Genomic DNA, 20,426 nt, shown 5'->3' with positions numbered 1-20,426 from the left:
GAAGAATCATCAGAAAGAGATGATAAGACTGATGAAAAAGTAGTAGAAGTCGGAGAGGCTGTCGATGTAGAAAGCTTTGAGTGGGATGTTCCGTATCAGGTAACCGTAAATTCTGTTGATCTTGTTAGTGAATATAATGGTGAAGATATTACAGAATATGTTAGTAATGCTGATGAGAACATTAAATTTCTTGTAGCGAATACTATAATAAAGAATACTAGTGATGAACCTATGATTACAGGAGAGTACGTGATTCCTAGACTTGGTATTGATACAGGAGGCAGTGGTGAAAGTTTCATTTTTGAGTTGTCAGAAGAAGAGCTCTCAAAAGAAATTGCACCTGGTGAAGAAGTAGAATTGGATTTTGTATTTATACAAGATCTACTAACTGTTCGTGATCCAGAAGGGAATGTATATTTACATTTCGAAGGAATGAGAGATGATCAAAAAACATACAGAATACCTACAAAATAGTCTATAATGTATCCATGTTTAACGGATGATTGATATCCGTTAAACATGGGTTTTCTTTTTATTTTTAGAAAATTTTTATTAGTAGTATTCTACTATGATGGACACGTCTTATCCTCAGTCAAATCCAACTGCTCTTCGTTCAGCACTCTTATTAGAAACATAACTGCTAATTTTAAAAATAAAACCAAAGTGACTTTTTAAAAAATTTAAGTATGGAAGTAAAAATTATGATATATTCATGTGTGTTGATATATAGATAGAAGGTTTCATGTATCAAAAGTTAAAGATGCGCATCTTTTTTTCAATTGATAAAACAACCAAAATCATGGAAAATATAATCAATAGAATAAACTATTTATACTAAGGAGACCAAAATGAAAATAAAATTTGGTGTATTATTTGTAGCACTTATGCTTACGCTTTTGTTATCGGCTTGTGGAAAAAGTTCTGAGGAAGTCGAGGAAATATTAAAAGAAGATAAAGTTGAAGAAACGAAAGATGGACTTAAAATCGCAATATCTGTGGATCCAGATGGGTTAGATCCGCATCGAACAACTGCTAGTTCGACGTTTGTCATCACAAACAATATTTATGACACGTTAGTCAAAGTGACAGAAGACGGAGAAATCGTGCCAAGTTTGGCTGCATCTTATGAGCAGTCTGATGACGGAAAGACACTCACATTTCACTTGCGAGATGACGTTAAGTTCCATGATGGCGAAAAGTTCACAGCAAAAGACGTGGCTTATTCATTTGAACGCATCAGAGATGATTTAGGGCCAAGAAAAGATAACTATGAATACATAACAGAAGTCAGTGTAATTGACGATTATACGATAGAATTCAAAGCGGAAGCACCATCTGCAACATTTATAAGTGACTTTGCATACCCATGGGCAGCGATTGTTAAAGACGGTGCTGGAGATGACTTAAAGAAATCACCAGTAGGCACGGGACCATATAAGCTTGTGAACTGGACGCCTCAAGATAAGGTTGTTCTAGAAGGTGTCGAACACTATAACGAAGGTGCAATTAAACATATTGAGTTTAAGATGATGCCAGATTCAACTGCACAGGTAACAAGCTTCAAAAAGGGCGATATAGATTTAATCGAAACTACAGGGGATGTTGCAGAGACATTAGGTGATGCAAAAATCGTTGAAATCGACAATAACTCTGTACAGATCATGGCTATGAACTTAGAAAACGAGCATTTAAAAGATGAAAAACTGAGACAAGCAATCAATATGGCAGTTGACAAAGAAGAACTCATCAAAGCAGTGTGGTGGGGATATGGTAAAGAAATCGGCTCGCACTATCCCCCTGTTTTAAAAGGATATGTCGACACAACAGACACTTATCCGTATGATGTAGATAAAGCGAAACAACTCGTGAAAGAGTCAGGCAGAGAGGGCATCACATTGAATATGAAACTTCCAACAGACTATCCAAACTATGTGAATGCAGGACAGATTATTGCTGAAAAATTAGAGGCAATCGGAATTCATGTTAAAATAGAGACGATAGAATGGGGTACATGGTTAACAGATGTCTATGGTAACCGTGACTATGATCTTACAGTCGTTGGACACACAGGTCGTATCGAAGGTTATGATTTACTAGAGAAATATGGAAGCACGCGCTCGGATAACTACTTTAATTATAAAAATGCAGAAGTAGACGAACTTTTATCATCTATTAAAGTAGAATTAGATGATGATACACGTATGGACATGTATAACCGTGTCCAAACGATTCTAGCAGAAGAAGTTCCAGCATTGTATATTCAAGCGCCAACACGTATTTACGCGATCAGTGAAGACTTAGAAGGATTCACGTCATATCCAATCGATGTTTTTGAATTAAAAGATTTAAAATTTAAAGAGTAATCAATAGGTGATGGATGATATGAAAGAAATTATAAGACGCATTACGAGTAGCATAGTACTTATAATTGTCGTATCATTTATCACTTTTTTTATGTTGATGATGATACCTGGAGATGCGGTGGAAATTAGTCTCGGAACAGAAGCCACACCAGAACGTGTCAGAGAACTTCGAGCAGCTCTCGGGATGGATGCTGCTTGGTATACGCAATATTTTAACTGGTTGACCAGTGCGATAACTGGTGATTTTGGTGTGTCTTTTACATATGGTGAGACAGTGACAGCACTTCTATTAAGTAGGTTACCTGTTACGTTAACACTCATGGTGATGTCAATCGTAATTGCGGTGCCTTTAGCACTCACAATTGGTGTCTTTGCTGCATTAAAACAAAATAAGACGTTTGATATTATAGCGAGAACGCTCATGCAAATTGGTGACGCGATGCCACAGTTTTTTATTGCACTCATTTTTCTCGTTTACATCGCTGCACAGTTTGACGTGTTTCCGATATCTGGATTTAAACCATTTACGGAGAGTGTTTATGGTGGCTTTATGAGCTTACTACTGCCGGCACTTGTGCTCGCATTTGGTATGATTGCGACACAGATTAGGATCGTGAGAAGCTCGATGTTACATAGTTTAAAACAAGATTATATGCTCATGACCCGAGTGTCTGGAATGAATCCTGTTTTTGCAATCATTAAATATCCACTGCGTGATGCGTTGATTGCACCACTTACAGTTATTGGTATTCAAATTGCGGGGTTAATTTCAGGTGTGATTGTCGTAGAGAGTATTTTCAGTTTGCCTGGAGTTGGCCGACTGTTATTTAGTGCAGTCTTAAAACGAGATCTCTTCTTAATTTTAGGGCTCGTGAGCTTTATTGTGACTTCTGTCATAATCATTACGCTTATCACAGACATACTCTATATTCTCCTGAATAAGCGAATGAGGAGGAAAGAGTCATGAGAAAATATGTGTTTATATTGAGCGTAGTACTCTTACTCATTCCGTTATCGCTAGGAATAGTGTCATTTTTCTATACACCATATCCGATTACAGAGATGGATATTGATAATCGTTTTTCTTTGATGTCTAAAGAGCATCTACTCGGTACGGATCAGTTTGGTAGAGATATATTATCTAGGTTAATGGTTGCGTCACGCTATGCGTTACTTTTAGGAACGGTTTCAGTCACTTTAGGCTTATGTGCTGGGATTTTCATAGGTGTCATTTCTGCTTTATCAAATAAGTGGATCAGCATGATTTTCCTAAGGTTTATAGATGGGATGCTCGCATTCCCAGGTATCGTACTTGCTATGATGTTTGTGGTTGTATTTGGGGATGGACTTTACTCTACACTTATTGCAATCGCGATATTTATGATACCAATATTTGCTAGACTGACGTATTCACTCATTAAAGAACAACAACAAGCACTCTATATAGTGGCGGCAAAAAGCATGGGACTATCGACAATGAGAATTGTGTGGAGACATTATCTCCCAGTCATTTTGCCTAGACTCGTAACACAATTCAGTGCAAGTATTGGATCTGCAATTTTAATAGAATCCGCGTTATCTTATTTAGGACTTGGTGTCGTTCCACCGAACGCGAGTTTTGGACTGATGTTAAAAGAAGCGCAGAGCTTTATGCTGAGCTATCCATATTTAATCTTGCCGTCAGGGATATTACTTGTGATTACTGTCCTTGGTCTGAACTTAATGGGAGATACGTTGAATGATCGACTCATGAAATTAGGTGATACTAATGATTGATATAAAGGCACTCGAAGTGCGCACAAATGAAGGAAAGAGACTCGTACAGCCATTTGATTTCTATCTTAAAAAGAGAGAAATTGTAGGGGTATTTGGGGAATCAGGTTCAGGGAAAACAATATCGACACAAGCGATGTTTAACTTGCTTCCGAGATCACTCGTGTCACATGCTACGCTAAAAATGGTAGAAGATAAAAACATAGATGACCTTAAGTCGAGCGATTACCGAAAACTCATCGGACTTGATGTTGGATATATTCCACAAAATACAACGGAATTTTTACATCCGTTAGTAAAAATTAAGCACCAGATGTTAGAGGGTTTCGTGACGCATCAGTGTGGCACTAAACGTGAAGGATTAGAACGTGCGACGGAATTGTTAGAACTTGTGGGGCTTAAAAATCCTAAAAAAATCTTGAACGGATACGTGTTCGAACTTTCTGGTGGAATGCGCCAACGCGTCAATATCGCACTCTCCCTAATGACGAAGCCACGTATAATTATTTTAGATGAGCCGACGACTGCTCTAGATAGCATCACGGAAAACGAGATAATGGAGTTTTTTAAAAAACTGAATCAAGAAGAAGGCGTGTCGCTCATTTTAATCACACATAACATGAAACTGATAGAGAAGTACACGGACCGTGCGTATGTTTTCTATAAGGGAGAAATGGTAGAGACGAATGATACAAAGACGCTATTTAAGCATCCAACGCATCCGCATACAAAAGCACTCGTCCAAGTATCGAGAGAGGAGGACGTGAGATGATTTTATCATGTGAAAATGTGTCTAAAAACTTCAAAGATACAATAGCTTTGAAAGATGTGAGTTTGGAACTTAAAGAAGCGGAATCTATCGGAATTGTTGGAGAATCTGGGTCCGGAAAGTCTACACTTGCGAATATCCTTGGCGGACTTGTAAGTCCAAACTCAGGAACTGTATATTTTGAAGGTGAAGATATCAAAAGTATGAAAAAACGTAACTACCTAAAATTTAGACAAAATGTGCAGTTTGTATTTCAAAGCCCTAAAGAAAGTCTACATCCATATTTGAAGGTAAGAACGTCACTCCGAGAACCATTTTTTGCGAAAGGACTTCCGCGAAAGACAAAAAAAGAGATGGATAGAGAGATACTTCGCGCATTAGAACGTGTGCAATTAAACGAAACGATTCTAGATAAATACCCGCACCAGTTAAGCGGTGGACAAGCACAGCGCATATCGATCGTCCAAGCGATGATCACTGATCCGAAAGTGGTAATATTTGACGAAGCGGTCTCCGCACTAGATATACTCGTGCAAAAAGAAGTCATCGAGATTTTGAAGAAGTTACGACATAACATTCGCACTTCATATCTATTCATCACGCACGACATATCCACAGTAAAAACACTGACAGATAGAATCATCGTTATGAAAGACGGACAGATTGTAGAAGTAGGTAAAACGGACGATATTTTGAACAATCCCCAAAATCCCTATACCAAAAAACTTATTGCGAGTTCGATATGAAGTGTTTGATAAGCTAAATACTAACCATGAGTATTCTTTTTATTTTTAGAAAATTTTTATTAGTAGTATTCTACTACGATACATTTCATCACGCTTTAGGAATTAATGGTATCCATTTAAATTTTAAAGATAAAAACATGATAACCATTGTAAGTCCCTCTGCTATTGGGAATACAAGCCAAATCGCGTTTGGTCCAAATAGAATTGGCATTATAAATAATAGAGGGATGAAGATAATAAAACTACGTAATAAGCTAATCATAATCGCGATACGAATTATACCGATTGATTGATAGAATTCCGTGAACACCATGTTGATTCCTAAGAATAAATATCCAATGAAGAATAGTGTGATTCCGATTTTTATATAACTAATTACTTCCGTACCTTCAATACCAAATAGCCATATGATGAGGCTTCTTCCAAACACACCAATCGCGAAAATTAAAGCCCCGACGATGAATCCTGTGAGTACCGCAATACGTACAAACTGTTTTAATCGTCCAAAGAGTTTTGCACCGTAATGATAGCTCGAAATTGGCTGAAGAGAAGCCCCGACACCAATGAATAACATTAAGAACACGGTGTGCATGTAATTCACAACAGCATACGCGACGATTCCTATTTCTCCGACATAGTGACTGAAAGTAACGTTGAGTCCAATCATCATAACTGCAGCGGATGCTTCCAATATAAAACTTGGAAAACCAATTGAAATAATGTTGCGAACAATAGATGAATCGATCTTTATCTTCACGAGTGCCAGTTGACTTCGTTTAGTTAAAAAGTGCATCAAGAGAACTAAAATACCGATAACTGTCGCAAGGACTGTAGCATATGCAGCCCCTTTAACGCCCCAATGTAAGATGAAAATAAAGATGTAATTTAGGATAATGTTTACAACCGATGTGACAACTAAGGCGATCATCGCGAGTGTTGGATTCCCGTCGTTACGTACAAAAATGCTCAGAATGTTTTCTAGCACAAAGAAGATTCCGAATACTAAAATGACGTGTAGATAATCGAGCACATACGTAATGATGGCGTCATTTGCGCCGAATAGGTACGCGAGTGGTTCTTCAAATACGAGACATACTCCAATGATGATGCTTGTGACGACAATGGTAATAATAATTGCGTGTGTAAAAATCGATTTCGCACGGTGTAAATTATTTTGCCCGAGTGCGATGGAGTAGAGCGTTGCACCCCCCATTCCAATCCATAGAGAAAATGCTAGGATGACTGAATAAATAGGTACAGCGATGTTGACTCCAGCAAGTCCGTTATCTCCGACACCGTGGCTCACGAAGAGCCCATCGACTAAAATGTTGATGGCCATGAGCATCATTCCGAATAACGATGGAATTAAATATTTAAGAAAAAGTTTTCGTGGTTGCTCCGTTTGCATTGTAGTGTGTACGTGTTCCATAAAAATACCTCATTGTATATATAAATCTGTTCCGTTTGTTCTTACTATATTATGATAATAAAGTATACGGTAACCATATAGTCAAGGACGGGAGAGATAAAAACTGGAATCTTTAAAAAAGTTGTTTACCACCGGAGAATTCGCAAATATTTGTAACGTGAAGAAACAAACACTTTTTCATTATGATGATATTGATTTGTTAAAACCTGAGTATGTAGCTCCGAATGGATATCGGTATTACTCATTTCAACAAGCAGAAGTGTTTACGGTCATTGAAATATTAAAAGAGATTGGCATGTCTTTATCTGACATAAAAGAGTTTTTAAACGCCAACAATTTAAAAGAAACAGCTGAGATGTTTACTGAAAAAGCAGAAATGATGCAGCAGAAGATTGAGGCACTACAGCGCACGAAAGAGATTATTCAAAACAAGAAAGAGCAGATCGTAAATGCGATAGAGCTAGATATCGATAGTATTACAATTGAACATTTAGAGAGAGAATACTACGTGTTAAGCAAAAATATTTTAAATAGCACTGACAAAGAATTTACGGAAGCAATCATGTCATTTGTCAAATATACAAAAGAAGAAGCGCTAGATATTGGGTATCCAGTAGGTGGGCTGATTCCAAAAGCACAAATTGAAAAGAACGATTATTTAAATGTGTCTCATCTATTTATGAGAATTAAAGAAAAAGCTTTAAAGAATCCATTTATTAGAAAGTCGTGCACTTATGCGGTAGGTTACCACAAAGGATCGTACTTAAAGACGTATGAGACATATGAAAAAATGAAATCTTTTATAGAGGAAACTGGATATCAAATTAGCGGAGATACGATAGAGGAGTACGTCATTGATGGACTCAGTGTAAAAGGTGAAGAAGATTACATTACAAAAATTATGATACAAGTGGAAGGAAAATGAGCGGGATAATTATAGTAAAGGAGGCGTTCATATGACAGTATTATTCGACCACATCATCTATTTTTCTGAAGATCCTAGTGCAATGAAAGACGAATACGAACAAAAAGGGTTTTATACTGTGACCGGCGGTACACACGACATTTGGGGCACGTATAATACACTATTACACTGCGGGCTCTATTATATTGAATTTTTAGGGATAAAAAACAGACAAACCTTCGAGAAGTACAACGAAGATAATGTAGATTACACGCTCATGTCTTCCATATATAAAGAAAATTACCGTGAGGGTATGCACAACTTTGCACTTCGAACGACTGACATCGAAGCTCTCAGTACGTCGCTCGAGAATTCAGGATTCGAAATCGATGGGCCTCGCACATTCAAGAGAGAAAAAGAAAATGGAGAAGTAGTCTCATGGAAGTTGTTATTTATAAAAGACAATAAGACGAACGTCCCTATGCCATTCATCATTGACTGGGGTATGAGTGACGAAGAGAGACTAGAAAACCTTGAAGCAGGAAGCATACTAGGAGATAACGGTAAACTATTAGAAATTAAGGTAGCAGTAGAAAATGTTGATAATGCGATTCACGCATTCACCGAAGCTTTTCACTTAAATAAACATGATGAGAACACTCTGGAATTAGGTAAAGTAAGACTAACATTTACGGAAGAGTTACAAGAAAATCAGGTAGTAATCGAAACAGACGGAGAGACATTCATAATTTAATGTAATTAACGTTTCGTAAGGGTTTGTAAAAAAATAACAAAAGCACATAGACAACAATCTATATAGATGTTAATCTATTTACCATCTAGGAGGTTTAGTCATGTCTTATAAAGAACTATCAAAAATATTAAAAGTCTTATCAGATCCAAGTCGATTGGAAATACTAGATTTACTATCTTGTGGGGAATTATGTGCTTGTGACTTGTTGGAATACTTTCATTTCTCACAACCTACACTCAGTCATCATATGAAGTCTTTAGTAGATAATGAATTAGTTACAATAAGAAAAGACGGTAACAAGCATTGGTATCAACTGAATCATGATAATTTAGAGGATGTTATCCAAAAATTAAATCTTATTAACACATCAAATCAAAAATGTGTATGTAACAATGTGAAATCAGGTGATTGCTGATGACTATTTTAGCAATTGTAATATTTCTTTTAACTTTAATTTTTGTTATATGGCAACCTAAAGGGTTAGATATTGGTGTTACAGCTTTAATCGGAGCTCTTTTAGCTATCGTTACCGGAGTTGTAAGTTTTTCTGATGTAATAGAAGTAACAGGTATTGTTTGGAATGCAACTCTAACTTTTGTAGCTGTTATTTTAATTTCATTAATATTAGATGAAATTGGCTTTTTTGAATGGTCTGCAATACATATGGTCAGAGCTTCAAATGGTAATGGGTTAAAAATGTTTGTTTTTATTATGTTACTTGGAGCAGTTGTAGCAGCATTTTTCGCAAATGATGGTGCAGCTTTAATATTAACGCCTATTGTATTAGCAATGGTAAGAAGTTTAGGGTTTAATCAAAAAGAGATTTTTCCTTTTATTATAGCGAGTGGATTTATTGCGGATACGACATCACTACCTTTAATTGTAAGTAACTTAGTGAATATTGTTTCTGCAGATTACTTCGATATTGGATTTATTGAATATTTTAACCGTATGATTGTTCCTAATATATTCTCTTTAATTGCTAGTATTGTCGTTTTATGGTTATATTTCAGAAAATCTATACCTAAAACGTTTAATGCAGAAAATCTACCCAATCCTAAAGATGCAATTAAAGACTATAAACTATTTAGGATTTCATGGATTGTTTTAGTAATACTACTTGTTGGTTATCTTGTTAGTGAGTTTGTTCAGATACCTGTATCTTTTGTTGCTGGTACGATTGCTATAATCTTTGTGCTATTCGCTCGAAAATCTAAAGCAGTTAATACAAAACAAGTGATTACAGGTGCACCATGGAACATCGTTCTATTTTCTATTGGTATGTATTTAGTTGTATTTGGATTAAAAAATGTAGGTATCACAACATTTTTAGCTGAAATATTAACTAATATTTCAAGTTATGGATTATTCATCAGTGTGATGGGTATGGGCTTTATAGCTGCTTTCTTATCATCAATTATGAACAATATGCCAACTGTTTTAATAGATGCAATAGCGATTGGTCAATCTAGTGCTACAGGACTACTAAAAGAGGGTATGGTTTATGCGAATATTATAGGTTCTGATTTAGGACCTAAAATTACGCCGATTGGTTCTTTAGCAACATTATTATGGCTACATGTTTTAGCACAAAAAGGTGTAAAGATTTCATGGGGAACATACTTTAAAACGGGAATTGTCATTACTATTCCAGTCCTATTTGTAACACTCTTAGGATTGTATTTTACACTAATCATATTTTAAAAAGAGGCTTTAATTATGGATAAGAAAACAATTTATTTTATATGTACTGGCAACTCTTGCCGTAGCCAAATGGCTGAGGGTTGGGGGAAGAAATTATTAGGTGAAGACTGGAATGTCTATTCTGCTGGTATTGAAACACATGGTGTTAACCCTAAAGCAGTAGAAGCTATGAAAGAAGTAGGTATTGATATATCAGACCATACGTCAGACTTGATTGATAATGATATTTTAAAACAATCAGATTTAGTCGTAACGTTATGTAGTGATGCAGATGAGAATTGTCCGATTTTACCACCAAATGTTAAAAAAGAACATTGGGGTTTTGATGATCCTGCGGTAAAGAGTGGTCAGAATTCGAGCGTGTTAGAGATGAAATTAAATTAGCGATAGAACAATTTAAATTGAGATACTAAAAAAGAGGCGAGTCATTTCGCCTCTTTTATATTAAGATAATTTACCTTGTAACTTCATAACGTCTGCTACTTTTTGAATTGAGTTTAAGTAAGCCGCTTCTCTGAATGTTACGTCGTGTTTTTCTTTTGTATCCCAGATTTCGTCAAATGCTTGGATCATTTTCTCTTCTTGACGCTCTAAGACTTCTTTTTCTGTCCAGTAGAATCCTTGTAGGTTTTGTACCCACTCATAGTAAGATACGATTACTCCACCTGAGTTTGTAAGGATGTCTGGTACTACTGTGATGCCTCTTTCTTTGAATACTGCATCTCCTTCAGTAGTGACTGGTCCGTTTGCACCTTCAAGTACGATGTTTGCTTTTACTAATTTCGCAACGCGCTCATCGATTGCGTTTGCAAGTGCTGCTGGTACCATAATGTCTACGTCTAATGACCAGAAGTCTTCTGGGTTTAAGATTTTAACGTCGTCCATTTCTTTGAATTTACCACGGTTTGCTTCTAGCTCTTCGTAAGTAAATCCTTCTTCACGGTAGATTGCAAATAGTCCATCTGGGTGCCACTCCATAACTGCTTGTACTGTTGCACCGAGTTGTTCGAAGTATTTTACCGCGTGGCTTCCTACGTTACCGAATCCTTGTACTGCAAGTGTTGCTTCTTCGAAGTGGATATCGAATTTCTTAGCAACTTGACGTCCAATGACTGAAATACCGAATCCTGTTGATTCTGTACGTCCTAGTGATCCACCGTATTCTACCGGTTTACCAGTGAATGTACCGAGTGCTTGTGTACCAGCTAATTGACAGTATTCGTCAACCATCCAGCTGATCATTTGTGCACTACAGCCTACGTCTGGTGCAGGTACGTCGATTTTTTCGCCTAAGTATTTGTAAAGACCACGAACGTATCCGCGCGCTAATTGCTCGAGTTCGTTTTCAGATAGTTTTGTTGGGTCAGCAACGATACCACCTTTACCACCACCGTATGGTGTACCTGTTACTGCACATTTAAATGTCATCCAAATAGATAACGCTTTTACGTCATCGTACGTTGTTGCAGGGTGAATACGAATTCCACCTTTTGCTGGTCCGAGTGACGTGTTGTGTGCTGCACGGTAACCTTTGAACGTTCTGATTGTACCGTCATCCATCTTAACTGGAATGCTAACTTCAATCATACGCTCAACGTCTTTTAAAATTTCAAAGACTGCTGGTTCCGTATTCAAAATTCTACATGCTGATTCAACTTGTTGTTGCGCATTAATAAATGAGTTGTTACTCAAAGGAAAGACCACCTTTTTTGATATTAAGTTCATATGTATATAATATCACGTTTATAAAATAATGAAAGATTGTTATTTTGTATTTTCGAACAAAAATTTAATGTTCGTATAGCTATTCTTTTTTCATATTTCACATTTGCTAATTTCTAGTAGTATATCGTATGTTAAACGGAATTTGCTATAATCGAATAGAATCTAAAACGTATAGGGAAGTGATGAGATGTCTATTAACTGGTTTCCTGGACATATGGCAAAAGCAAGGCGCCAAATTGAAGAGAATTTAGGAAAAGTTGATGTAGTGATAGAAATTTTAGACGCGAGAATTCCAATGTCGAGTCAAAATCCGATGATGAACGAGATCGTTAAAAATAAACCACGTATTGTCATTTTAAATAAGTCTGATCTCGCAGATCAAAATATGACAAATCAGTGGATGAATTACTTTAAGTCGATTGGGACGTATCCGATAGCACTGGATGCTCGTAGCAATAACGTATTAAAGCGCATTGAACCGGTTGCGATGGAAGCGACTGAAGAGATGTTTCAACGTATGGAAGCGCGTGGTATTAACCGTCGTCCCATTCGTGCGATGATTATTGGTATTCCTAACGTCGGAAAATCAACATTAATTAATAGTCTCGCAAAACGTAAAGCCGCGAGAACAGGAAATACGCCAGGTCTTACAAAATCACAGCAGTGGATTAAAGCAGGTAATAATTTAGAACTGCTAGACACTCCAGGTGTATTATGGCCAAAGTTTGAAGGAGATGTCGGGTTAAAATTAAGTTTAACTGGTGCAATTACGGATAGGGTCGTTCATTTAGACGAGGTCGCTATTTTTGGTATGAAATTTTTAATCGAACACGATAAGGAAACGTTTGATACGTTTTATAAAATTACAAATTATGACGTCGATGATATCGTATCCGTGTTTGACGCAATCGGTAGAAGTAGAGGTATGTTAATGTCTGGTAACGAAGTCGATTATGAACAAGTGACAAACCGAGTCGTCTACGACATTCGAAACGGTAAAATCGGCAGATATACGTTTGATGAGGTAAATGATGACAATTAAAGAAGTAAAAGAATTTTTACAGACGATACATTCTATAGAAGATTTAGAGAGTATTGATTTACAAAGTGACCCACGTGTCGGCGTACAAAATGCAATTAAAAGTCGCAGGCGTCAACTTGAAAAAATCGAAGAGACGAGACGACGTTTTGAAAGTATGATGGTCTATGAGCGTGAGTTAACAGGTGTAATTGCCGGAGTCGATGAAGCAGGGCGCGGGCCACTCGCAGGAGAAGTTGTTGCTGGTGCAGTCATTTTAGGCGATGAAAAACTATACGGTTTAGATGACTCAAAAAAATTAAGTGAAACTGAAAGAAATCGTTTATATGATTTAATTTTAGACACGTGCATAGTCGGTATAGGTACGGCGAGTGTTGAAGAAATTGACACATTAAATATATATGAAGCGACGAAACTTGCGATGACTCGTGCAGTGAAAAATTTAAATAGATACGTTGATCATTTATTAATTGATGCGATGGTGTTAGATATGGATATTCATCAACAAAGTATTATAAAAGGAGACGCAAATTCGAATTCGATTGCTGCCGCTTCAATTATCGCTAAAGTATATCGTGACCGTTTAATGGAAGCACATAGTAAAGAGTATCCGGAATATGATTTTGAAAAGAACTCAGGGTATGGAACGAAGACTCATTTAGATGCGTTAGGACAATACGGTGTAACGCCGATTCATAGAAAAAGTTTTTCACCCGTTAAGGAAATTCAGGAGATTTTTAGATGAACAGAATTAAAGTAGTAGATAGTTTAAGAGGATTTAGTTTACTAGGGATATTACTCGCTAACTTGCTCGTTTTTAACTACGGTATGTTTGGTAATAGTTATCCTGAAGTGTATGACGTACCTAAAACGGGCGTCTTTTTAATGGACATGATTCGCGTACTATTTGAAGGTAGTACGATGCCGATATTTGCCTTTTTATTTGGTTTTGGGATGTATATGATGGCGTCTAGTTTTAAACGTAAAGATCTCGGTGTAAAACGTGGACTCATTCGTCGCGGGATCGGATTATTAATATTTGGTACACTGCACGCGATGTATTTATTTGAAGGAGATATTTTGTTCGTTTATGGACTGATGACGATTGTTTTATTTTGGCTACCTAATCGAAGTCTTAAAACGATGATTGTTTGTTTTCTTCTATCATCAGCGCTCGTTGTCTTAATGCATTTAGACTTTGGTAGTAGTGTAGAAGACGTAGACGAAGAATTTGAGAGTTATACGACAGAGTTAACCGATGACAAAGTCGAATATCTACTCGAAGAAAAAGAAGCGTATCGTACGTTATCGAATGCTGAACGTCAGTCGTTTATATTCGATTCAGAGAATCCGTTTTTTGGCGGTGGTGTAGTCGGATATGTGTTTACGTATTTACTCATTATTTCCTTTTACGTGCCTGTCTTTATATCTGGAATGATTGCAGCAAAACTTAAAATGTTTGAAACAGGTGGTGCGTGGAAAAAAGCACTCATTCTACTCGTACCGATCGGGATTGTATTAAATATATTTGCTATAAATAACGAAACGCTCGATTTTTATGCGTTCTTTATAGACACAGCGTTAGCTTATGGTTATATTGGACTATTTTATTATTTATATAAAGAAAACTTATTTATGGACAGTTTAGCAGCCGTCGGTAAATTATCACTAACGAACTATATTTTACAATCCGTGTTCCACTCGTTTATATATTATGGTAGTGGGCTTGGACGATTCGGAGATGGTAACTTTACGTTGTCATTTGTAATAGCGATCATTTTCTTTATCGTACAAATTATATGTAGTTATTACTATATGAAGAAGTTTAAATACGGACCACTCGAATATATACTTAGAATTTGGACGTATTTCTCATTTAAACCACATTTAAAACGTGGAAAAAACGCACATATTTAAAAATTACACTTTTTAGAAGCGTGTTAAGTTTACAATAGTGCGATGAATTTATATAATAGTTTTGAAAGCTTATTATTATAACGCTTAGGAGGCAGACCATGAATATTCATGAGTATCAAGGAAAACAAATTTTCCGCTCTAAAGGGGTAAAAGTACCGAACGGTGACGTTGCGCGTACACCTGAAGAAGCGGTAGAAGTAGCAAAAACATTAGACTCTGACGTCTACGTAGTGAAAGCACAAATTCACGCAGGTGGACGTGGGAAAGCTGGAGGAGTAAAGATTGCGAAATCTTTAGATGAAGTTAAAGAATACGCTGAAAGTTTACTCGGTTCTACATTAGTAACGGTACAAAACGGACCAGATGGTACTGTTGTTAACCGTTTATTAATTGAAGAAGGTTGCGACATTAAAGATGAATACTACATCAGCTTTGTTGTAGACCGTGCGACAAACCGTGTCGTGTTAATGGGTTCTGAAGAAGGTGGAACTGAAATCGAAGAGGTTGCAGCTAAAACACCTGAAAAGATCTTCACTGAAGTGATCGACCCAGCAGTTGGTTTATTACCATTCCAAGCAAGAAGACTTGCGTTTAACATCAACATTCCAACTGAGTTAATTAACAAAGCGGCAAAATTATTACTTGGACTCTATGATGTATTTGTAGAAAAAGATGCATCAATCGTCGAAATTAACCCACTTGTAACAACAGGTGACGGTGAAGTTATGGCGTTAGATGCGAAAATCAACTTTGACGATAACGCATTATACCGTCAAAAAGAAGTAATGGAAATGCGTGACTTCGACGAAGAAGATCCAAAAGAAGTTGAAGCGTCTAAATACGACTTATCTTATATTGCACTAGATGGTAACATCGGTTGTATGGTTAACGGTGCTGGACTTGCGATGGCAACGATGGACACAATTAACCACTTCGGTGGAAGCCCAGCGAACTTCTTAGACGTAGGTGGCGGTGCGACTGAAGAGAAAGTTACAAAAGCATTCGAACTCATCTTAAGTGATGAAAACGTAGAAGGAATCTTTGTAAACATCTTCGGTGGAATCATGTTATGTGACGTCATTGCTAAAGGTGTTGTACAAGCAGTTAAAAACGTCGGACTTGAAATTCCATTAGTCGTACGTTTAGAAGGTACAAACGTTAAAGAAGGTAAAGAGATTCTTAAAGACTCTGGTTTAGCAATTACACCAGCAAGCACAATGGCTGAAGGTGCACAAAAAATTATCGCACTCGTTGAAGAAAATAAATAAGATAAGGGGAAATTAATTGTGGCAGTATTTGTAGATAAAGATACAAAAGTAATCGTACAAGGTATTACTGGATCTACTGCATTATTCCATACGAAACAAATGTTAGACTACGGCACGAAAATTGTCGGTGGTGTAACACCAGGTAAAGGTGGACAAGTAGTAGAAGGTGTACCTGTATTCAATACAGTAGAAGAAGCAAAGAAAGAAACTGGCGCGACAGTATCAGTCGTATACGTTCCAGCTCCATTCGCAGCAGATTCAATCATGGAAGCAGCAGATGCAGGTGTAGAACTTGTTATCTGTATTACAGAGCATATTCCAGTATTAGACATGGTTAAAGTCGTTGACTACCTAGAAGATAAAGAAACACGTCTCGTTGGACCAAACTGTCCTGGTATCATCACTGCTGATGAAACTAAAATTGGTATTATGCCAGGATATATCCACAAAAAAGGTCACGTAGGAGTTGTATCACGTTCTGGTACGTTAACTTACGAAGCAGTTCACCAATTAACTGAAGCTGGAATCGGTCAAACGACAGCTGTTGGTATCGGTGGAGACCCAGTAAACGGTACAGACTTCATCGACGTATTAAAAGCATTTAACGAAGACGATGAAACACTCGCAGTTGTAATGATCGGTGAAATCGGTGGTACAGCTGAAGAAGAAGCAGCAGCTTGGGTGAAAGAACATATGACAAAACCAGTTGTTGGATTCATCGGTGGTCAAACAGCGCCTCCAGGAAAACGTATGGGTCACGCTGGTGCGATCATTTCTGGTGGTCAAGGTACAGCAGAAGGTAAAATTAAAGCGATGAACGACGCAGGTATCGACACAGCAGATACACCGTCAGTAATCGGTGAGACATTAATCGAGCGTATTAAAAAAGAAGGCCTTTACGAGCAATGTCTAACAATTAAATAATAAATTTAAATTGTAACGCAGAGATAATATAATCTCTGCGTTTTTTTATTTTTATACCAATTTTAAAAACTATCGATTATAATACAGTTATGAAACTTCACATTTTACAATTAAGTTTTGCAAAAGTTACAAGAAAAGAGTTTCAGAAGATCCGAAATGGTGAAGTATTAAAAGAATCTACAATTAAGAAGTTACAGCATGCGAGAGAAATTTCGTTAGAAGACATCCACCGTAAATTGTGTGAGAACGGTGTGACGTTTATAACGGAGAGTTCAAAGTATTATCCAGCATCGTTAAAAGAAATTTATGACCCGCCGTACGTATTATATGTAAAGGGCTCTTTATCGGCTTTAAATAGTCGCAAAATCGGCATCGTTGGTAGTCGTAAAGCTGGAATGTATACGCGTCAAGCGTTACAAAGAATCATTCCAGCGTTAAATGAGTTTACAGTCGTGTCAGGTCTCGCATATGGTGCAGATGATATCGCGCACCATATTGCACTTGAAGAGAATATTCAAACGATCGGTGTACTCGCATTTGGTCACGATATCCATTATCCGAAGTCAACAATAAAAACGAGACATCGTATTGAAAAATATAGTTGTACGATTAGTGAGTATCCACCAGGCACACCGATAAATAAGCATCAATTCGTCGCACGAAATAGAATTATCGCTGGCTTAAGTGAAGGTGTATTAGTCACTGAAGCCGAAGAAAAAAGCGGAAGTTTAATTACGTTAGAGATGGCGATGGAAGAAAATCGACACGTCTTTTGTATACCAGGAAATATTACGTCACCGCTCAGTGCAGGGGTAAATGCGCGGTTAAAAGAAGGTGCGATATTCGTTACAAAAGCTGATGATATTTTAGATGAATTACAATAAATGAATTTAGAACCGTTGACAAATTTAAAAGTTAGTGTGTAATATTGTTCATTGAATCATAAAACGTGAGGGAGGCAATTAAAAGTGGCAGATAATTTAGTCATTGTAGAGTCCCCAGCAAAAGCGAAGACGATTGGTAAATATCTTGGAAAACGATATAAAGTCGTCGCTTCGATGGGTCACCTTAGAGATTTGCCCCGTAGTCAAATTGGTATTGACGTCGAAAACAACTATCAACCAAAATATATAACGATTAGAGGTAAAGGACCTTTACTTCAAGAACTTAAAAAAGAAGCAAAAAAAGCAAAACGAATCTATTTAGCATCGGACCCGGACCGTGAAGGTGAAGCGATCGCGTGGCATTTAGCACACGCTCTCGGTGACGATAAAGAATATCACCGCGTCGTATTTAATGAAATTACAAAAGATGCAGTAAAAAATAGTTTTAAAGAACCGAGAGAAATGGACCAACAACTCGTCGACGCACAGCAAGCACGTCGTATATTAGACAGACTCGTTGGTTATAACATTTCACCAGTATTATGGAAGAAAGTTAAAAAAGGATTATCTGCAGGTCGTGTACAATCAGTTGCATTAAAACTGATTATCGACAGAGAAAATGAAATCCGTAACTTTAAACCAGAAGAATATTGGTCAATTGAAGGTCACTTTAAATATAAGCGCTCGAAATTTACAGGTAAGTTTTATAAGTTAGCGTCTGACGCTAAAAAGACAGAGTTACCAAATGAATCTGTCGTTAAAGACGTTTTAAAGCAAATTAAAGGAGACGACTTTAACGTCGACTCTGTCGAGAAAAAAGAAAAACTGAGATATCCTGCGTATCCATTTACGACTTCTACATTACAACAAGAAGCGGCGCGTAAATTAAATTTCCGTGCACGTAAAACGATGATGCTCGCTCAACAACTGTATGAAGGAATTGACGTAAAAGGACAAGGGACGATTGGTTTAATTACGTATATGAGAACAGACTCTACGCGCGTATCTAACGAAGCGAAGTCTGAAGCATACGGATATATTGAAAACACGTACGGTAAAGAGTTTTTAGGTAAACGTAAAGATAAAAAGTCTGAAGGACAAGATGCGCACGAAGCGGTGCGTCCAACATCTACATTACGTACACCACAAGAAATGAAAGCTTTCTTATCACGTGATCAGTACCGTTTGTACAAACTAATTTGGGACCGTTTCGTCGCTAGTTTAATGGCACCAGCAGTGCTCGATACTGTGCGCGTGGACTTAAACAATAACGGAGTCATCTTTAGAAGTAACGGTTCTACTATTAAATTTAAAGGATTCTTACAAGTATACGAAGAAGGTACAGACGAAAAAGTAGATGCGAAAGAAAATATTATCCCTGAAATTTCTGAAGGTGAAACGGTTACTGCTGAAAAGATCGATTCAAATCAGCACTTTACTCAACCACCACCACGTTACACTGAAGCACGTCTTGTAAAAACGTTAGAAGAGTCAGGTATCGGCCGACCATCTACGTACGCACCGACGATTGAGACGATTCAAAAACGTAACTACGTACGTCTCGACCAGCGTCGTTTTGTTCCAACTGAACTTGGAGAAATCGTTTCTGCACAAGTATCCGATTACTTCCCAGATATTATCGATGTTGATTTTACGAAAGATATGGAAAAACAACTCGACGAAATTGCAGACGGCAACAAAGAGTGGGTAAAAGTGATCGATGACTTTTATAAAGGGTTTAGACCACAAGTTGAAAAAGCTGAATCAGAAATGGAAGAAATCGAAATTAAAGACGAACCCGCAGGCATAGACTGTGAAAAATGTGGCTCGCCAATGGTTTACAAAATGGGACGTTACGGTAAATTTATGGCATGTTCAAACTTCCCAGATTGCCGTAACACAAAACCAATCGTTAAGAAGATCGGTGTAAAATGTCCGACTTGTAAAGAAGGCGAAATCGTTGAACGTAAGTCAAAAAAAGGTCGTATTTTCTACGGATGTGAACGATATCCAGACTGTGACTTCGTATCATGGGATAAGCCAGTCGGTAGAGATTGTCCGAAATGTGACCAGTACTTAGTCGAGCAACGTAAAGGTAAAACGGTCAAGGTAAAATGTTCGAACTGTGATTATGAAGAAGATGCAAACTAAAAATAATCTAGGCTACTAATCTAGCCTAGATTTTTTATGGTGTTTCATAAGAAAAAAGATATTTCAGAAAAATAGT

At 37.2% G+C, this 20,426-nt stretch carries 19 protein-coding genes and 1 pseudogene; 18 read left to right on the top strand and 2 right to left on the bottom strand.

Going from position 1 to position 20,426, the window contains the following annotated elements:
- Positions 1–231: 231 nt before the first annotated feature.
- From HMPREF2767_RS00290 to HMPREF2767_RS00265, 6 genes are all read left to right on the top strand, one after another.
- On the top strand, positions 232–474 hold the full coding sequence (locus HMPREF2767_RS00290; protein WP_070622107.1) for a hypothetical protein: 243 nt from the start codon (positions 232–234) through the stop codon (positions 472–474).
- A gap of 374 nt (positions 475–848) precedes the next feature.
- Positions 849–2,363 carry an ABC transporter substrate-binding protein gene (locus HMPREF2767_RS00285; protein WP_210391785.1) on the top strand — a complete coding sequence of 505 codons (1,515 nt, stop codon included), beginning with the start codon at positions 849–851 and terminating at the stop codon, positions 2,361–2,363.
- 19 nt (positions 2,364–2,382) lie between these two features.
- Positions 2,383–3,330: an ABC transporter permease gene (locus HMPREF2767_RS00280; protein ID WP_040929161.1), complete on the top strand. Its 948-nt coding sequence runs from the start codon at positions 2,383–2,385 to the stop codon at positions 3,328–3,330.
- Positions 3,327–4,139: an ABC transporter permease gene (locus HMPREF2767_RS00275; protein ID WP_070622106.1), complete on the top strand. Its 813-nt coding sequence runs from the start codon at positions 3,327–3,329 to the stop codon at positions 4,137–4,139. Before HMPREF2767_RS00280 ends, HMPREF2767_RS00275 begins: the two co-directional genes overlap by 4 nt.
- Positions 4,132–4,908 carry an ATP-binding cassette domain-containing protein gene (locus tag HMPREF2767_RS00270; protein WP_070622105.1) on the top strand — a complete coding sequence of 259 codons (777 nt, stop codon included), beginning with the start codon at positions 4,132–4,134 and terminating at the stop codon, positions 4,906–4,908. Before HMPREF2767_RS00275 ends, HMPREF2767_RS00270 begins: the two co-directional genes overlap by 8 nt.
- Positions 4,905–5,651: an ABC transporter ATP-binding protein gene (locus HMPREF2767_RS00265; RefSeq protein ID WP_068130551.1), complete on the top strand. Its 747-nt coding sequence runs from the start codon at positions 4,905–4,907 to the stop codon at positions 5,649–5,651. The genes HMPREF2767_RS00270 and HMPREF2767_RS00265 overlap by 4 nt, the downstream gene beginning before the upstream one ends.
- 88 nt (positions 5,652–5,739) lie before the next feature.
- Here the strand turns inward: HMPREF2767_RS00265 and HMPREF2767_RS00260 are convergent, their stop codons facing one another.
- Positions 5,740–7,080: an MATE family efflux transporter gene (locus tag HMPREF2767_RS00260; protein ID WP_070622104.1), complete on the bottom strand. Its 1,341-nt coding sequence runs from the start codon at positions 7,078–7,080 to the stop codon at positions 5,740–5,742.
- A 121-nt stretch (positions 7,081–7,201) separates the two neighbouring features.
- On the opposite strand from HMPREF2767_RS00260, the gene HMPREF2767_RS00255 reads away from it, so the two are divergent.
- From HMPREF2767_RS00255 to arsC, 5 genes and pseudogenes are all read left to right on the top strand, one after another.
- Positions 7,202–8,005 (top strand): MerR family transcriptional regulator, encoded by an 804-nt coding sequence (locus HMPREF2767_RS00255; RefSeq protein ID WP_083301995.1) that lies wholly within the window; start codon positions 7,202–7,204, stop codon positions 8,003–8,005.
- Positions 8,006–8,036: 31 nt separating this feature from the next.
- Positions 8,037–8,738 carry a VOC family protein gene (locus HMPREF2767_RS00250; RefSeq protein ID WP_070622102.1) on the top strand — a complete coding sequence of 234 codons (702 nt, stop codon included), beginning with the start codon at positions 8,037–8,039 and terminating at the stop codon, positions 8,736–8,738.
- A gap of 100 nt (positions 8,739–8,838) precedes the next feature.
- A complete protein-coding gene (locus tag HMPREF2767_RS00245; RefSeq protein ID WP_070622101.1) occupies positions 8,839–9,153 on the top strand; it encodes an ArsR/SmtB family transcription factor in 315 nt (104 codons plus the stop codon).
- Entirely contained in the window at positions 9,153–10,442 is a 1,290-nt protein-coding gene (arsB, locus tag HMPREF2767_RS00240) for an arsenite efflux transporter membrane subunit ArsB (RefSeq protein ID WP_070622100.1), read from the top strand. The genes HMPREF2767_RS00245 and arsB overlap by 1 nt, the downstream gene beginning before the upstream one ends.
- 15 nt (positions 10,443–10,457) lie before the next feature.
- A pseudogene (gene arsC / locus HMPREF2767_RS00235) lies at positions 10,458–10,855 on the top strand (arsenate reductase (thioredoxin)).
- 31 nt (positions 10,856–10,886) lie between these two features.
- Here the strand turns inward: arsC and HMPREF2767_RS00230 are convergent.
- On the bottom strand, positions 10,887–12,134 hold the full coding sequence (locus HMPREF2767_RS00230) for a Glu/Leu/Phe/Val family dehydrogenase (protein WP_246827400.1): 1,248 nt from the start codon (positions 12,132–12,134) through the stop codon (positions 10,887–10,889).
- A 220-nt stretch (positions 12,135–12,354) separates the two neighbouring features.
- On the opposite strand from HMPREF2767_RS00230, the gene ylqF reads away from it, so the two are divergent.
- The 7 genes from ylqF to topA all read left to right on the top strand — a co-directional run bounded on the left by ylqF (position 12,355) and on the right by topA (position 20,350).
- Positions 12,355–13,209: a ribosome biogenesis GTPase YlqF gene (gene ylqF / locus HMPREF2767_RS00225; protein WP_070622099.1), complete on the top strand. Its 855-nt coding sequence runs from the start codon at positions 12,355–12,357 to the stop codon at positions 13,207–13,209.
- Positions 13,199–13,951 (top strand): ribonuclease HII, encoded by a 753-nt coding sequence (locus tag HMPREF2767_RS00220; protein ID WP_210391781.1) that lies wholly within the window; start codon positions 13,199–13,201, stop codon positions 13,949–13,951. Before ylqF ends, HMPREF2767_RS00220 begins: the two co-directional genes overlap by 11 nt.
- Positions 13,948–15,123, top strand: a complete 1,176-nt coding sequence (locus tag HMPREF2767_RS00215; RefSeq protein WP_070622097.1) for a DUF418 domain-containing protein — start codon at positions 13,948–13,950, stop codon at positions 15,121–15,123. The genes HMPREF2767_RS00220 and HMPREF2767_RS00215 overlap by 4 nt, the downstream gene beginning before the upstream one ends.
- Before the next feature lie 98 nt (positions 15,124–15,221).
- Entirely contained in the window at positions 15,222–16,391 is a 1,170-nt protein-coding gene (gene sucC, locus HMPREF2767_RS00210; protein ID WP_068130519.1) for an ADP-forming succinate--CoA ligase subunit beta, read from the top strand.
- 18 nt (positions 16,392–16,409) lie between these two features.
- A complete protein-coding gene (sucD, locus tag HMPREF2767_RS00205; RefSeq protein WP_068130516.1) occupies positions 16,410–17,315 on the top strand; it encodes a succinate--CoA ligase subunit alpha in 906 nt (301 codons plus the stop codon).
- A gap of 89 nt (positions 17,316–17,404) precedes the next feature.
- Positions 17,405–18,199, top strand: coding sequence for a DNA-processing protein DprA (gene dprA, locus HMPREF2767_RS00200; RefSeq protein ID WP_070622096.1), 795 nt, complete (start codon positions 17,405–17,407; stop codon positions 18,197–18,199).
- Between the two features lie 84 nt (positions 18,200–18,283).
- A complete protein-coding gene (topA, locus tag HMPREF2767_RS00195; RefSeq protein WP_070622095.1) occupies positions 18,284–20,350 on the top strand; it encodes a type I DNA topoisomerase in 2,067 nt (688 codons plus the stop codon).
- The last annotated feature ends 76 nt before the right edge of the window (positions 20,351–20,426 follow it).

Origin of the sequence: Nosocomiicoccus sp. HMSC067E10 (assembly GCF_001810835.1) — a bacterium.
GTDB lineage: Bacteria > Bacillota > Bacilli > Staphylococcales > Salinicoccaceae > Nosocomiicoccus > Nosocomiicoccus ampullae_A.
The sequence above is the reverse complement of the archived record's forward strand: the minus strand, read 5'-3'. Positions and strand labels throughout refer to the sequence as shown.

Bases quoted from the DNA above. Each gene is read 5' to 3' on its own strand.
- HMPREF2767_RS00290 (WP_070622107.1), top strand. From the start codon at position 232: ATGATTACAGGAGAGTACGTGATTCCTAGACTTGGTATTGATACAGGA.
- HMPREF2767_RS00285 (WP_210391785.1), top strand. From the start codon at position 849: ATGAAAATAAAATTTGGTGTATTATTTGTAGCACTTATGCTTACGCTT.
- HMPREF2767_RS00280 (WP_040929161.1), top strand. From the start codon at position 2,383: ATGAAAGAAATTATAAGACGCATTACGAGTAGCATAGTACTTATAATT.
- HMPREF2767_RS00275 (WP_070622106.1), top strand. From the start codon at position 3,327: ATGAGAAAATATGTGTTTATATTGAGCGTAGTACTCTTACTCATTCCG.
- HMPREF2767_RS00270 (WP_070622105.1), top strand. From the start codon at position 4,132: ATGATTGATATAAAGGCACTCGAAGTGCGCACAAATGAAGGAAAGAGA.
- HMPREF2767_RS00265 (WP_068130551.1), top strand. From the start codon at position 4,905: ATGATTTTATCATGTGAAAATGTGTCTAAAAACTTCAAAGATACAATA.
- HMPREF2767_RS00260 (WP_070622104.1), bottom strand. From the start codon at position 7,080: ATGGAACACGTACACACTACAATGCAAACGGAGCAACCACGAAAACTT.
- HMPREF2767_RS00250 (WP_070622102.1), top strand. From the start codon at position 8,037: ATGACAGTATTATTCGACCACATCATCTATTTTTCTGAAGATCCTAGT.
- HMPREF2767_RS00245 (WP_070622101.1), top strand. From the start codon at position 8,839: ATGTCTTATAAAGAACTATCAAAAATATTAAAAGTCTTATCAGATCCA.
- arsB (WP_070622100.1), top strand. From the start codon at position 9,153: ATGACTATTTTAGCAATTGTAATATTTCTTTTAACTTTAATTTTTGTT.
- ylqF (WP_070622099.1), top strand. From the start codon at position 12,355: ATGTCTATTAACTGGTTTCCTGGACATATGGCAAAAGCAAGGCGCCAA.
- HMPREF2767_RS00220 (WP_210391781.1), top strand. From the start codon at position 13,199: ATGACAATTAAAGAAGTAAAAGAATTTTTACAGACGATACATTCTATA.
- HMPREF2767_RS00215 (WP_070622097.1), top strand. From the start codon at position 13,948: ATGAACAGAATTAAAGTAGTAGATAGTTTAAGAGGATTTAGTTTACTA.
- sucC (WP_068130519.1), top strand. From the start codon at position 15,222: ATGAATATTCATGAGTATCAAGGAAAACAAATTTTCCGCTCTAAAGGG.
- dprA (WP_070622096.1), top strand. From the start codon at position 17,405: ATGAAACTTCACATTTTACAATTAAGTTTTGCAAAAGTTACAAGAAAA.